Raw genomic sequence first — 13637 nt, 5'->3', positions numbered from 1 at the left:
GCCGGTTCCGGGAAGGAACAGCATTCATGCCGATCCAGATCGAGATCATCAGCCCTGAAAAGGTTCTGGTGTCGCGTGAAGTAGATATGGTTGTCATGCCGGGTGCGGAAGGCGATATCGCCGCCATGCCCGAGCGTGCGCCCATGATGCTTCTGCTGCGTGGTGGTGTTGTCTCTCTGTACGAAAATGATACCGTGACGGATCGCTATTTCGTCGGTGGTGGCTTTGCGGACATGACGGCAACCCGTTGCACCATTCTGGCCGATAAAGCCGAGCCTGTAAGCGAAATCTCTATTGATAACGCAACGGCTGCGCTTGAAGCCCTGACGGAAGCCTGGGACAAAGCCGACAAGACCGATACCTCGCGTCTGGACGTGCTTCAGGATAAGATTCTGTCTGTCCGTGCGGAAATTGAGGCCGGTTCTTCCGCATCCTGACCTGAGACCGGTTTTCCGGCACAGCACATCAGATGTGAAAAAGCTGTCTCGTTATAAAAAAAGCCACCTTTGCGGTGGCTTTTTTTATGTAGCGTTATCAGCCTCAAAGCCTCAAAGCCTCAAAGCCTCAAAGCCTCAAAGCCTCAAAGCCTCAAAGCCTCAAAGCCTCAAACTCAGCCACGGCCGCGATAAGTCGGGACATCCTGTGAAGGAATCCAGACGTCAGCCGGGGGGGCACCGGTTTGCCAGAAGACATCAATCGGAATGCCGCCGCGCGGATACCAGTACGCCCCGATACGCAGCCAGACCGGGTTCAGGCGTTCAACCAGAGTTGTTGCAATCTGCACCGAGCAGGCTTCATGAAAAGCGCCGTGGTTACGGAAGCTTGTCAGAAACAGCTTGAGAGACTTGCTTTCCACAATCCACTGGTCTGGCACGTAATCGATGACGATATGCGCAAAATCCGGCTGGCCGGTGACGGGGCAGAGGGACGTAAACTCAGGTGCAGTAAAGCGCACCAGATAGTTCTTGCCGGGATAAGGGGCAGGCACACGTTCCAGAACGGCCTCTTCCGGGCAGGTGGGGGCAGGTGTGGCGCGGCCAAGCTGGGTGAGCGCATCGCTGCCATCATCAGGGCGGGTCATGCTGTATCTTTCCGTTAGGGTCACTGTGCCTCTCATGTCGAAGCTGCGCAGGGTTTCGTCAAGCTTTTCAGAAAGTGCGGCGCTGCTGTCCGCTTCTTTTTCCTGTCAGGTGGTGTATGAAGGCAGACATGGCCAGAGCTTTCTCCCCCGCATTTCCTGAACCCCGCCTCATTTCCACAACGGACGATCTGGCGACCACTCTTACCCTCCTGCGTGCAGAGCCGTATCTGACGATTGATACGGAATTCATGCGTGAGCGCACGTACTGGCCGGAACTGTGCCTGGTGCAGATTGGAGGTGCGCAGGAGGTGGTGCTGATCGACACCATGGCGGAAGGGCTGGATCTTGCTCCGCTGGCGGAGCTGATGGCGGATACCTCTGTTCTGAAGGTTTTTCATGCCTCCCGGCAGGATCTGGAAATTTTCCTTCATCTGTTTGATGCTCTGCCTACGCCGCTGTTTGATACACAGGTGGCGGCCATGGTTGCCGGCTATGGGGATCAGGTGGGGTATGACAGCCTTGTCGGCTCCATTACCGGCCATGCGATTGATAAGAGCCATCGGTTTACGGACTGGTCCGTGCGTCCCCTTTCTGCGGCACAGCTGACCTATGCGGCGGGAGACGTCACGTGGTTGCGTCTGGTGTATGAGCGTCTGCTGAAAAAGCTGGAGCAGGAAAAGCGGCTGGACTGGGTCGCTGCTGAAATGGCGGTGCTGACAGACCCGGCCACCTTCCGGGCTGACCCGGAAAAACAGTGGGAACGCCTGCGTGCGCGCACCAGTAACCGCCGTATGCTGGGCATTTTACGCGCTGTGGCGGCTTTGCGGGAACGGGAGGCGCAGCGCGTGAATGTGCCGCGCCAGCGTTTGCTGAAAGATGAAAGCCTGCTGGAAATTGCAGCAACAGCACCGACCACGCCGGATGCCTTGACGCGGGTCCGCGGTGTGTCTCGCGGGCTGGCCGAAGGGCGGACAGGGCAGGGTTTGCTGGATGCAGTCAGGCAGGCTCAGGCTTTGCCAGATGCAGAACTTCCGCGCTTGCCCAAAAACCGCAGCAAGGATGCGCCGCGTGCGTCGGCCGCCCTGATGGCGCTGCTGAAAGTCCTGCTGACCAGTTGTTGTGAGGAGCATGACGTTGCTCCCAAACTGGTCGCTTCCATGGAGGATCTTGAAGCTCTGGCGCTTGATCCTTCAGCACCGAATCCAGCTTTGTCCGGCTGGCGTAAAGCGGTGTTCGGGGATGCCGCTCTGGCGCTGTGCAATGGAGAAATTGCACTGGCTGTTAAAGGCGGGAAAGTGGATATTCTGAACCGCTGAGGTCTCTGCCTTTCCGAGTGAAAGGAAGACAGAGACCTGTTGCCGGATAAAAGGCAGGTGGGTGTTTTAGAAGCCCATTTCCTGCCAGAGGTTGGCCAGCGGGCGCGCCCCGACGTGTGAAATGATTTCAGACGCCGCGACAGACGCCAGACGGCCACATTCCGGCAGGGTGCGGCCAGAGGTCAGACCCGCCAGAAAGCCTGCGGCATACGCATCGCCTGCGCCGGTTGTATCCACCACCTGTGTGGGCACCGGTGCAACGGGTGTCATCTGCCCATCATGAATCACCACGCTGCCCAGACCGGAGCGCGTCAGGGCCGCAAAGGTGGTGTCCTGTAGCGTATGGCGTGCTGCGGTCTCAAAGTTTTCCGTTTCATACAGTGCGCAGATTTCATCTTCATTAGCGAAGAGAATATCAACATGGCCTTTCACGAGGTCCAGAAATGCCTCGCGGTGGCGGCCAACGCAGAACGGGTCGGACAGGGAGAGAGCGACCTGACGGCCATTCTGGTGCGCAAGGGTTGCCGCGCGGCGGAAGGCTTCCTGCGCGTGCGGCGGGTCAAACAGATAGCCTTCCAGATACACGATTCTGGAGGCCGCAATCATCTCCGGCAGCACATCTTCCGGCGTGAAATGCGTGCAGGCCCCAAGATACGTCGCCATGGTGCGCTGGCCGTCGGGCGTGACCATAACGACGCAGCGTGCCGTCGGCAGGTTTTCAGAAATATGCCCGTCCAGCGGCGTGGAGGGGAAGGTGATGCCGTTATCGCGCAGATCCTGCGCAAATTTCTGGCCTGCGGTGTCATGCGCAACCTTGCCCAGATATGCAACGCGCGCGCCAAACTGTGCGGCTACAACACAGGTATTTGCCGCGGAGCCCCCGCCCATAACCTGCTCCACTTTCAGGTTTTCGGTCAGGCTGTCCGCACGGGCGGCATCAATCAGCGTCATGCTGCCGGGGGTCAGATTCTGCTCAAGCAGAAACGCGGGTTCGACAGTGGCAAGAATGTCCGTAATTGCGTTGCCAATGCCGAGAATATCGTATTTTGCCTCAGAGCCAGTCATGACGATGTCTATTTTCCTGAAAAAATGAGCAGATCCGCTCTTTCGGTATCGCGCTGCCATAAAAAGGGCAACAGCAAGCGGTAAGGGATGCTTGCCGCGCAGTCTGTCCGCTGTATAACAAATTGGCTGCCGGCTTGATGGATCGACGCGGGCAGGTACAGACGTATAACCGCTGTCGCACAACGGCAGCCAGCATGGCGGGGGGATTCTTGTTTAAACGACGCAAGCCTGAAGATAACCGACCGGCCGGGCAAAATGCCGGTCAGAGTACCAGTCAGCCGGGCGCTGCGCGTCCTGCTGGCTCATTTGGTACGCTTTTTCCTTCCTCTCCCGCGGGTTCGCCTCCGCCATCCGGCAGCGGAACGGCACCTGCTCCCCGTCCAGACGCAACAAAGGAGACCTCAATGGGTCGTGCGCCTCTTCCCCCCGGTTCCCCCCTCTCTCCTAACGCTGGCGTGCCCCCCATGCCGGGCGCTGCTGCACGCGGTGTGACACCGCAGCAGCCGAAAAAAGACGTCCCGGACCAGCGGACTCTTGTTGTCGGCCGTGGCATCAGCGTTCAGGGCACCGTGCAGGATGCCGAACGTCTGGTTGTGGAAGGCACTGTGGAATCCAGCATGATTTCCGCAAAGGAACTTGCTGTGATGCCGGGCGGCCTGTTCCGCGGTGGTGTGGAAGTTGAGAACGCAGAAATTGCCGGAACGGTTGATGGCTCCCTGACCGTGCGCGGCAGCCTGACGGTACGCGCAACCGGCCGCCTGCTGGGCAAGGCCGCCTGCCGCCGCCTGAAGGTGGAAGATGGTGGGCAGATCACCGGTCAGCTTGAAATGCTGAGCGATGACAACAGCGCACCCAAGCCTGCTGCTACAACACCTGCTGCTGATACGCCGGTTAAAGCCGAAGGCTGATCCTGGAGTGATCAGGCGGGGGTGAAAGCCCCCGTCTGCACGCAGGAACAAAAAAGCGCGCCCCTTGCTGATGCAGGGAGGCGCGCTTTTTTATGCCGACTACGGCGTGTGTCAGGCGACGTTATCGCGCCGGTCACGCAGTTTGACATACGCAATCTGCGCATGTTCCGCGCAATAGGGTTTGCCCGGCAGCGGAGTGGCCCCGCAGAAATGGAAACCCGGTGTGCCGGGGTCACCAATTGGCCAGCAGCAGGACGGGCCACGGCGTTTTTTGGGTTCCGGGTCGGAAATGCTGCGCAGAGAGGTTTTGGGCTTTGCCGGAGTGCGCGGAGCCGCCGGCGCTTTTTCGACCTTGGCGGGTTTGACTTCTGCTGCTTTGGGCAGCGGAGCAGCCGGTTTGCTGGCGGGGGTGTCCACACTGGCAGCGGGGACGGGAGCAGGCTGTGTGTCTGCGATAGTGGCTACAGGCTGAGGCGCTTTGTCCTTTACCGAGGCTGCTGCCACCGGAGCGGCTTTTACAGCACTTTCCGGGGTTGCTGCCTTGGATTTGTCACTCCGCCGGATGGGGGAGGGGCGCGGGGGCAGGCTCAGGCGATGCGCTTTGCCCACCACGGCGTTTTTGGTGATGGAGAGCCGACGGCCAATTTCTGCAGTTGAGAGGCCTTCCGCCCAGAGCTCTTTGAGCCGGGCGATCGTTTCATCGGTCCACTCCATGCACAGGCACCTTTTCGTATTGTCACGGGTCAGTGAAGCCAGATGCTTCAGTGCCGGGCATATTAAGGCCAGAGCAGGGGTATCTCAAGGAGAAAGGCCAGAAATTCTTGAAATCATACGGGTTTCATGCTGTTTTCCGGCCTCTTAATGCGTACCCGCTTCCATCATCAGCGGATAGAGGGAGGCCACAAGCAAGGCGGCCATGGTCAGGTTGAAGCCGCGCAGAATGGAAGGCTGGCTCAGCCAGCGGCGCATAAGGGCACCAAAGCTTGTCCACAGGCTGACGCAGGGGAGGGTCATTACCCCGCAGATGATGCAAGCCAGAGCCAGCCCGAACAGAAAATTCTCGTGCGGCAGATAAGCGGAGACAATGCCAATGGCGATAATCCAAGCCTTGGGGTTAACCCACTGGAACCCCGCTGCCTGCATGAGGCTGATCGGCTGGCTTGCGCCGGAGTCTGCTGAGGCCGGGCTTGCTGTGGCAATTTTCCACGCCAGCCAGAGCAGGTAGGCCGCACTCAGATATTTCAGCCAGACATACAGTAGAGGAAACCGCTCAAACACCACACCCAGCCCAAGTCCGACCAGCCCGACCATCAGCACAAACCCGAGGGTAACACCTAGAATATGCGGGATGGAGCGCCGAAACCCGTGGTTCAGGCCGGATGCGGCCAGCATGGTGTTGTTCGGGCCGGGGGTGATGGAGGCCACCAGAGCGAAAGCGGTCAGGGGGCCGAAGCTGCTCCAGAAGGACATGATGCGCAAAACTCCGTTTGCAGAAAGCGGGAGCATGTCAGTATTCAGGAAAATGCCGGAACAGACCCGGTACAGTTTGCACAACAGTTTTCAGACTGTTCCGGAGGAAAAACCATGCCAGTTCCAAAACGCGGCACCGCGGCGCTGATCCCGCACTGGCACCCGGTGCGGGGGAGCGAGACTACGCTGGTGGTGCAGCTTGAGCAGGAGCTGACAAGCCGGATTGCAGACCATCTGCTGCGGGCTGGCAGCCGGTTGCCCTCCGTGCGGCGCATGGCGGAGAGTGCCGGGGTGAGCCGCTTTACTGTGCTGGAAGCGTATGACCGTCTGGTGAGCAAAGGTCTGATCGAACCCCGGCAGGGTGCCGGGTATTTTGTTAAAGCCGCTGTTCCACTCCCGCCATTGGCGGATGCGGCTGTGGCTCCTTCAGCCCTGCCCTCTCAGCTTGATGTGGCCTGGTTGCTCCGAGGCATGTTTCCGGAAGCCGCTCCTGTGGAAATCTCGGCTGCGGCGGGCCTGTTGCCTGAAGAGTGGATGAATACCGAGATGGTGCACACTGCCATCCGTGCGGTAGGCCGGGGGGCAGGTGCGGCCTGCCTTGGCTACGGGCACCCGCGCGGTTATGCGCCGTTACGGGAACAGCTTGCTGTCCAACTGCAAAGTCAGGGGATTGCGGCTCAGCGTGACCAGACACTGATGCTGACAGCAGGCGTCACCCATGCGCTGGATCTGCTGTTCCGTCTCCTGCTCCAGCCCGGTGATACCGTGATGGTCGAAGACCCCGGCTGGTTTCTGATTTTCGGGCGTCTTGCCGCCTGTGGGGTGCGGATTGTCGGGGTGCCGCGCGGGCCGGACGGGCCTGATCTGGATGTGATGGATCATCTGGCGGCAGCGCATAAGCCTAAACTGTTTCTGATTAACAGTGCTGTGCATAATCCAACCGGGCAGACCTTATCCGCCGCGGCTGCGCATGATGTGCTGAGGCTGGCAGAAAAACATGATTTTCTGATTATTGAAGACGATACCTATGCCGATTTTCATCCCGGTATTCCGGTCCGGCTGGCCTCACTGGACCGGCTGAAGCGGGTCATTCTGGTAGGGGGGTATGCCAAAACGCTGGCGGCGGGGTTGCGTGTGGGCTTTCTGGCGGCTGCGCCGGAGCTGATTTTGCGGCTGACGGATCTGAAGTTGCTGGCGGGCCTCACCACCTCTGTTCTGGGGGAATGTGTGGTGCACAGGCTTTTGCAGGAAGGGCAGTACAGGCGGCAGGTGGTGCGGCTGCGGCAACGGGTTGATCAGGCGCGGGAACGCTGTATTGAGCGGATGATTGCCTGCGGCCTGACGGTGCCGCATTTGCCCCATGCGGGCATTTTTGTCTGGGCGGATTGCGGGCGTAATTCCGAGGTTCTGGCGCGTCAGGCGGCGGAAAAGGGTGTGTTGCTGGCGCCGGGTGTTCTGTTTTCACCCGTGCAGGCTCCCTCGTCCTGCATCAGGCTGACAGTCAGCATGGCGGACCACCCAAAGTTCTGGTCTGTTCTGCAAAAGCTGCTTTCCGCCTGACGCCTGGACACCCCTCTTGTTCTGGTTGCGATACAGATGTGTCATGCTGGAAAAGCAGATGTGACCAGAGAACACAGGCCCGGCTGTAGCCCTCGGGTTCAGGCTGGGGTTATTCTGGCGGAAAGACCGGGCTTTCTGCCCGGCACACGGGTCATACCATAGAAAGACAGGGGATAAGCATGGACGTACGGGCCGCCGTAGCTTTTGAAGCGGGAAAACCGCTTGAAATTGAAACCGTGCAGCTGGAAGGCCCGCGTGAGGGTGAAGTTCTGGTGGAAATCAAGGCGACGGGCCTGTGCCACACGGATAAATATACGCTCTCCGGTGCGGACCCTGAAGGACTGTTTCCTGCTATTCTGGGCCATGAAGGGGCTGGGATTGTGGTTGAGGTTGGTCCCGGTGTGCGGCACCTGAAACCCGGTGATCACGTGATTCCGCTCTACACGCCGGAATGTCGGGAATGTAAATCCTGCCTCTCCCGCAAGACCAACCTCTGCACTGCCATCCGTTCCACACAGGGTAAGGGGCTGATGCCGGATGGTACGTCCCGCTTTTCCTTCAAGGGCCAGCCCATCCACCATTATATGGGGTGCTCGACCTTTGCGAATTACACGGTGCTGCCGGAAATCGCTCTGGCGAAAATTCGGGAAGACGCCCCGTTTGATAAGGTCTGCTACATCGGCTGTGGTGTCACGACCGGCATCGGGGCCGTCCTGTTTACCGCTAAAGTTGAAGCGGGTTCGACCGTAGCCGTGTTCGGGCTGGGTGGCATTGGTCTGAATGTCATTCAGGGTGCCAAAATGGTCGGGGCGGACAGGATCATCGGTGTTGATATCAACCCTGAGCGGGAAGCGATTGCCCGCAAATTCGGGATGACGGATTTTGTAAACCCGAAAGACCTTGGCCCGAACGGTGATCTGGTTGCGTATCTGATTGAACTGACAGGCGGTGGCGCCGATTATACTTTTGAATGTGTGGGCAACCCGACCCTGATGCGTCAGGCGCTGGAATGTGCGCATCGTGGCTGGGGTGTTTCGACCATCATCGGCGTGGCGGGAGCAGGGCAGGAAATCAGCACGCGCCCGTTCCAGCTTGTCACCGGGCGGCGATGGATCGGTTCTGCCTTTGGTGGGGCACGCGGACGGACTGATGTGCCGAAAATTGTTGATTGGTACATGGAGCATAAGATCAATATTGATGATCTTATTACCCACACGCTCCCGCTGGAAAAAATCAATGAAGGTTTTGATATGATGGCACGGGGTGAAAGTATTCGCACCGTGGTTGAATATTAAAAGGTTTTCTGGCCCCGGTGTTTTTATGCCGGGGCGTTTTTCTGGTCTGCCTCAGGGCAGCAGGCGCAGCACTGTCTCCGCCGGGCGGCATGCAGCGGCCCCCTTGTCTGTCACAACAATCGGGCGGTTGAGCAACGCCGGGTGTGCGGCAATGGCATCCAGAATCTGATCATCCGTTACGGATGCGTCTTTCAGGCCCAGTTCTTCATAGAGCGTGCCTTTCTGGCGCAGCAGGTCACGTGCGGTCAGGTCTGTCTGCTCTACAAGCTCCGCCAGCTTTTCCCGGCTGGGGGGTGTCTTCAGATACAGGACGATCTCGGGCTCTATGCCAGCATCCTGAATAAGGCCGAGTACTGTGCGGGAGGTGCCGCAGGCAGGGTTGTGGTAAAGTGTAACAGGCATCACAGCATCCTTGAGTCGGGGCTAGAAAAAGGAAAAGTCTCTTCTGAACAGGAGAAACGCCTCAGACAGGCAGAGGGCGGTTATCCGCAATCGCTTCCATCGCCATGTAGGAGGTCACAGTATCTATGTCGATTTTTTCTATCATTTTCCGATAAATCGCATCAAACGCATTCATATCTCTTGCTACGACTTTCAGCATGTAATCATACTCTCCGGCAATACGGTAGAAATCGACAATGTTGGGAATGGAGAGGATGATCTGCCGGAAGTTTTTCAGCCAGTCCTGAGAATGATGCCGTGTTTTGATCAGCACCAGCACGGTCAGATCCAGTTCCACCGCGGCGCGGTCCAGACGCAGCGTCTCTCCCTGCATGACGCCCGAGGCTTTCAGAGCTTGCAGCCGCCGCCAGCAGGCATTTTGAGACATTCCGACCCGCTCCGCCAGATCCCGCTGGGATAAGGAGGCATCCTGCTGCAGGGCGCGTAAAATGGCGCGATCAAAACTATCAAGTTTATGGGTCATAACCGATCATATGATCGAATATAGCGGGATTCAATCATGAAATAGGGAATCTTTTTTGGTCGGAGTTTTCTTAAGATTGCGGAACAGTGTTTTCCAGCGTTTGTGGTTCCGGACTATGATGATCTCTTCTCCAGAAAACGTTTTTTCCCGTTTTGCCGAAAACTTGCAGGGCGGAGATGTTATTGCCCGCCTTCGCGCAGACCTTATTGGCGATACGCTGACAATTCCCGGACCCTTCGGCCCTAAAACGCTGGTTTATGCGGATTACGTTGCCTCTGGCCGGGCTCTGGGCCTTATTGAGCAGACGGTGGCGACACAGGTTCTGCCTTACTATGCCAACAGCCATACGGAAGCATCGTTCTGCGGTCAGGTCATGAACCGTATGCGGCATGAGGCTCGGAAGATTATTGCGCGCCTGTGTGGGGCGGAGCAGGGCTTTGCGACAATTTTTACCGGCAATGGCGCTACCGCAGGCCTCAATCGCCTTGTGCATCTGCTTGGGGTGCGGGATGCCGTGCGGGCAGGGGCACGTCCCCTTGTGCTGATTGGCCCGTATGAGCACCATTCCAACATTCTCCCCTGGCGGGAAAGTGGCGCGGAACTGATTGAAATTGCAGAAGCGCCGGAGGGTGGGCCGGATCTGGCGCAACTGGAGGCGCATCTGGCCGCAGCCGCTCCGGACCGTTTGAAAATTGGCGCTTTTTCCAGTGCCTCCAATGTCACAGGTATTGTGACAGATACTGATTCTGTCACGCGGCTTCTTAAAAAATACGGTGCAAAATCTGTCTGGGATTATGCCGGGGGAGGGCCTTACCTGCCGATCGACATGAAAGCCGGGACAGATGCGGAAAAAGACGCCGTTGTTCTCTCTACGCATAAATTTATTGGTGGCCCCGGCGCGTCGGGCATGCTGATTGTGCGGGAAGCGGCTGTGGCAACGCAGGAGCCGACGCTGCCCGGTGGTGGCACCGTGCGTTTTGTGTCCCCCTGGGGGCATGACTATTCAGGGAGCGTCATCGCACGGGAAGAAGCAGGCACGCCGGATGTTGTGGGGAATATCCGGGCGGCGTTGTGTTTTTTGGTCAAAGATGCGCTGGGTGCGGCATTTATGGCAGAGCGGAATCAGGCTTTGTATCAGCGGGCTTATGCGTGCTGGCATGCTAATCCGCACCTGGAACTTCTGGGAAATGCGCAGGCAAAACAGCATCTGCCGATCTTCTCATTCCGGGTGACAGATCCTGAGGGGAACAGGATTCATCATCAGCTTTTTACCCGGATGTTGTCAGACCTGTATGGTATTCAGGCGCGTGGCGGATGCGCCTGCGCCGGGCCGTATGCGCACCGGCTCCTTGCTCTGGGTGAGGCAGAATCCATGCAGATGCATGAGGCCATCCGCGCGGGGCAGGAAGTAGAAAAGCCGGGCTGGGTGCGGCTGAATTTCAGTGTGCTGATGGATGATAGCAAAGTTGATTATATTCTGAATGCCGTGAATGAACTCGCGGAAAATGCGGCATCTCTCGCACGGTCTTATGTGTGTGATGTTGCGACAGCCCGTTTCCGCTATCAGGAGCCGCTGGCTGCGGAATAAGGCCTGAAAAGCTGCTTTATACAAGCAGAAGAGGCACTGAATTTTCTGATATTTTTTGACGCAGTCCAAGCTCCCCTGTTCCCATACGGAAGCAGGGGGGCTTTTTTAATGAAGAAGACCTGTTTTTTAAAAAGGTGACGCAGCGGCTGATTAACGGCAAAACGCCCTGAGTAGTCAGAAGACTGTGGGGGAGGCAAAATGCTGAAAAACCTGTTCAGAACATGGGGGCAGGGTGACCGGGCCGGTGCGGTGCGGGATACGCTGGCGGGGCTTTCTCTGGCCTGCATGAATATCCCGCAGGTGCTGGGCTATGCCCGTATTGCAGGCATGCCTGCGGTTACCGGGTTGTATACGGTCCTGCTGCCACTGGTGGCGTTTGCAGGTTTTGGGTCCTCACGGCATCTGGTGGTGGCGGCAGATTCCGCAACCGCTGCTATTTTTTCCAGCGCGCTGGCGCGTATGGCTCCCCCCGGAAGCGCGCATTATATGGCGCTTGTCAGCATGGTTGCGTTACTCAGCGCCGGGTTCCTGCTGGTGGCGCGGCTGTTCAGGCTGGGTTTTCTGGCAGATTTTCTCTCCCGCACGGTGCTGGTCGGCTTTATGGCCGGAGTTGGCTTACAGGTTGGCATTGCCATGTCGTATGACATGCTGGGGCTGCACCCCACTGCGCATAATCCTTTTGTGCAATGTCTCGATCTGCTGAAAAACTTACCGCATCTCGTTCCGTTAACGGCCGCCTTGTCCTGTGGCATGTGCCTGTTTTTATATGCGGGAGAAAAACTGGCACCGCATAAGCCGCTGGCACTGGTGCTGGTTGTCGGGAGCATTTTCGCAAGCTGGGCACTCGGGCTGGAGGCGCGCGGGGTAGAGGTGGTTGGCCCGCTTTCTGGCGGTTTGCCGTCCCTGCATTTTCCGCAGGTCGGGTGGAATGATATTCTCAGTCTGCTGCCAGTGGCAACATCCTGCGTGTTTGTGATTATTGCGCAAAGTGCAGCAACATCCCGTATCTACGCTTATGAATTTCAGGAAAATACGGATGAAGATAAGGATATTCTGGGACTGAGTGCCGCAAATGCCGTTGCCTCGCTCAGCGGTACCTTCACGGTTAATGGCAGCCCGACCCAGACCGCCATGGCCGTGCAGGCCGGGGCACGCAGCCAGAGAGCCCAACTGGTGTTTGCCTGTGTCACGCTGGTTGTTCTGCTGTTTCTTACAGCCCCGCTGCGCTATCTGCCGCGCTGCGTGCTGGGCGCTATTGTGTTCAATGTGGCGATGGGGATGATTGATCTGCGTGCGCTATGGCGCATCCGGCAGGAAAGTCCGGGGGAATTCGGACTGGCGCTGATTACGGCCGCCACAGTTGTCGGGATCGGGGTTGAGCAGGGGATTTTGGTCGCTATCGCGCTCTCCCTGTTCCGGCATGTGCGGCATAGTTATGAGCCGCATACAATGGTTTTGCAGGAAGATGCTCATACAAAACTTCTGGAGGCCTCTCTTGTCAAAGCCGGGGTGGAGACGGAACCGGGCATGATTGTCTATCGGTTCTGTGCGGATCTGTTCTATGCAAACTGTAACCGCTTTGCGGATGATCTCCGGTTTCTGATCAGCACAGCCCCTGTGCCTGTCCGGTGTGTGGTGGTGGATGCCAGCGCCATTACGGATATTGATTATTCTGCGGCCTGCCTGTTGCGCACGGTTTTGCAGGAATTACAGGCACAGTCAGTGCTGGTTGCATTTGGGCGTGTTAATCCGTTTTTGCGGGCGGACATGGAACGTCACCGGATTACTGAAGTTCTGGGTGAGGGAAATATCTACGCGCAGCTTCATACAGCAGTTGCTGCTGCCCGCTCTCATGCCGCGTGCGAAGCAGCATGAGAGCAGAAGCTTGTGAGGCTTTTTGTCAGAACAGGCCAGAAGCTGAAGCGTGCGCTCCGCTGGTAAGCCATATGTATAAAATACCATAAAAACATAACAAGAAAACAAATTTATTTATAAAAATAGTATAAATAAAAAAGAGATTTTAAGAATTATTTTTTCTGCACTTAGGTGCGAACCCGCAAAAAAACCCACGCCAGAAAACTGGCGTGGGGTCACATCGTCTGCTTTGCTCTGAAGAGAGTTACGGGAAGAACTTACGCACGACCCGATAAGCAATAAGATAAAGCAGAAGGTAAAATGCAGGAATAAACAGAATGATCCCTTCAAGATCTCCTAACATAGCTCATACCTCCTGATCGGAAGAAGAATTGATTGTGCCATCCTGCTGGGCATCCAGCAGAATTGCTCCGGCACCCGAGATCAGAATGATCATGATGGTGCCAATCACCCAGGCAAAGTACCAGGGGCCCTGATCCCCCACAAAAACGGCAAACAGCAGGGAGACGACCAGAACAGCGGCCAGACCGGCCAGACGCAGAAGTTGCATGGTA

At 57.4% G+C, this 13637-nt stretch carries 14 protein-coding genes; 7 read left to right on the top strand and 7 right to left on the bottom strand.

Annotated features, from left to right (window positions below):
• Nucleotides 1-26: 26 nt before the first annotated feature.
• Nucleotides 27-437, top strand: coding sequence for an ATP synthase F1 subunit epsilon (gene atpC / locus JK199_RS07090; protein WP_077930717.1), 411 nt, complete (start codon nt 27-29; stop codon nt 435-437).
• Nucleotides 438-610: 173 nt separating this feature from the next.
• On the opposite strand, the gene queF is transcribed toward atpC, so the two are convergent.
• On the bottom strand, nt 611-1081 hold the full coding sequence (queF, locus tag JK199_RS07085) for a preQ(1) synthase (protein ID WP_025825941.1): 471 nt from the start codon (nt 1079-1081) through the stop codon (nt 611-613).
• 128 nt (nt 1082-1209) lie between these two features.
• On the opposite strand from queF, the gene rnd reads away from it, so the two are divergent.
• A complete protein-coding gene (gene rnd / locus JK199_RS07080) occupies nt 1210-2397 on the top strand; it encodes a ribonuclease D (RefSeq protein ID WP_212374814.1) in 1188 nt (395 codons plus the stop codon).
• A gap of 66 nt (nt 2398-2463) precedes the next feature.
• Here rnd and JK199_RS07075 read toward each other — a convergent pair whose 3' ends face one another.
• Nucleotides 2464-3462, bottom strand: a complete 999-nt coding sequence (locus JK199_RS07075; protein WP_077930715.1) for an adenosine kinase — start codon at nt 3460-3462, stop codon at nt 2464-2466.
• 194 nt (nt 3463-3656) lie between these two features.
• Here JK199_RS07075 and JK199_RS07070 point away from each other — a divergent pair, with 194 nt between their 5' ends.
• Nucleotides 3657-4370 carry a bactofilin family protein gene (locus JK199_RS07070; protein WP_199897405.1) on the top strand — a complete coding sequence of 238 codons (714 nt, stop codon included), beginning with the start codon at nt 3657-3659 and terminating at the stop codon, nt 4368-4370.
• A 111-nt stretch (nt 4371-4481) separates the two neighbouring features.
• On the opposite strand, the gene JK199_RS07065 is transcribed toward JK199_RS07070, so the two are convergent.
• Complete coding sequence (locus JK199_RS07065) at nt 4482-5084, bottom strand: GcrA family cell cycle regulator (RefSeq protein ID WP_212374812.1); 603 nt, start codon at nt 5082-5084, stop codon at nt 4482-4484.
• Nucleotides 5085-5228: 144 nt separating this feature from the next.
• Nucleotides 5229-5840, bottom strand: a complete 612-nt coding sequence (locus JK199_RS07060) for a LysE family translocator (RefSeq protein ID WP_244984961.1) — start codon at nt 5838-5840, stop codon at nt 5229-5231.
• Nucleotides 5841-5954: 114 nt separating this feature from the next.
• On the opposite strand from JK199_RS07060, the gene JK199_RS07055 reads away from it, so the two are divergent.
• Together JK199_RS07055 and JK199_RS07050 are read left to right on the top strand one after the other, a co-directional pair.
• Complete coding sequence (locus JK199_RS07055; RefSeq protein ID WP_212374810.1) at nt 5955-7400, top strand: aminotransferase-like domain-containing protein; 1446 nt, start codon at nt 5955-5957, stop codon at nt 7398-7400.
• Between the two features lie 179 nt (nt 7401-7579).
• Nucleotides 7580-8695, top strand: coding sequence for an S-(hydroxymethyl)glutathione dehydrogenase/class III alcohol dehydrogenase (locus JK199_RS07050; RefSeq protein ID WP_077930712.1), 1116 nt, complete (start codon nt 7580-7582; stop codon nt 8693-8695).
• Between the two features lie 51 nt (nt 8696-8746).
• On the opposite strand, the gene arsC is transcribed toward JK199_RS07050, so the two are convergent.
• Nucleotides 8747-9097 carry an arsenate reductase (glutaredoxin) gene (gene arsC / locus JK199_RS07045; protein ID WP_212374808.1) on the bottom strand — a complete coding sequence of 117 codons (351 nt, stop codon included), beginning with the start codon at nt 9095-9097 and terminating at the stop codon, nt 8747-8749.
• Nucleotides 9098-9158: 61 nt separating this feature from the next.
• Nucleotides 9159-9620 (bottom strand): Lrp/AsnC family transcriptional regulator, encoded by a 462-nt coding sequence (locus JK199_RS07040; RefSeq protein WP_077930710.1) that lies wholly within the window; start codon nt 9618-9620, stop codon nt 9159-9161.
• 115 nt (nt 9621-9735) lie between these two features.
• Here JK199_RS07040 and JK199_RS07035 point away from each other — a divergent pair, with 115 nt between their 5' ends.
• Both JK199_RS07035 and JK199_RS07030 read left to right on the top strand, forming a co-directional pair.
• Nucleotides 9736-11208: an aminotransferase class V-fold PLP-dependent enzyme gene (locus JK199_RS07035; protein WP_212374806.1), complete on the top strand. Its 1473-nt coding sequence runs from the start codon at nt 9736-9738 to the stop codon at nt 11206-11208.
• A gap of 198 nt (nt 11209-11406) precedes the next feature.
• Nucleotides 11407-13083 carry a SulP family inorganic anion transporter gene (locus tag JK199_RS07030; RefSeq protein WP_212374804.1) on the top strand — a complete coding sequence of 559 codons (1677 nt, stop codon included), beginning with the start codon at nt 11407-11409 and terminating at the stop codon, nt 13081-13083.
• A gap of 346 nt (nt 13084-13429) precedes the next feature.
• On the opposite strand, the gene JK199_RS07025 is transcribed toward JK199_RS07030, so the two are convergent.
• Complete coding sequence (locus tag JK199_RS07025) at nt 13430-13633, bottom strand: hypothetical protein (protein WP_025825954.1); 204 nt, start codon at nt 13631-13633, stop codon at nt 13430-13432.
• Nucleotides 13634-13637 lie beyond the last annotated feature (4 nt).

The organism is Acetobacter persici, assembly GCF_018256955.1.
In the GTDB taxonomy this organism is placed as follows: Bacteria; Pseudomonadota; Alphaproteobacteria; order Acetobacterales; family Acetobacteraceae; genus Acetobacter; species Acetobacter persici.
Note: the sequence above shows the minus strand (reverse complement) of the source record. Positions and strands in the feature narration are given on the sequence as shown.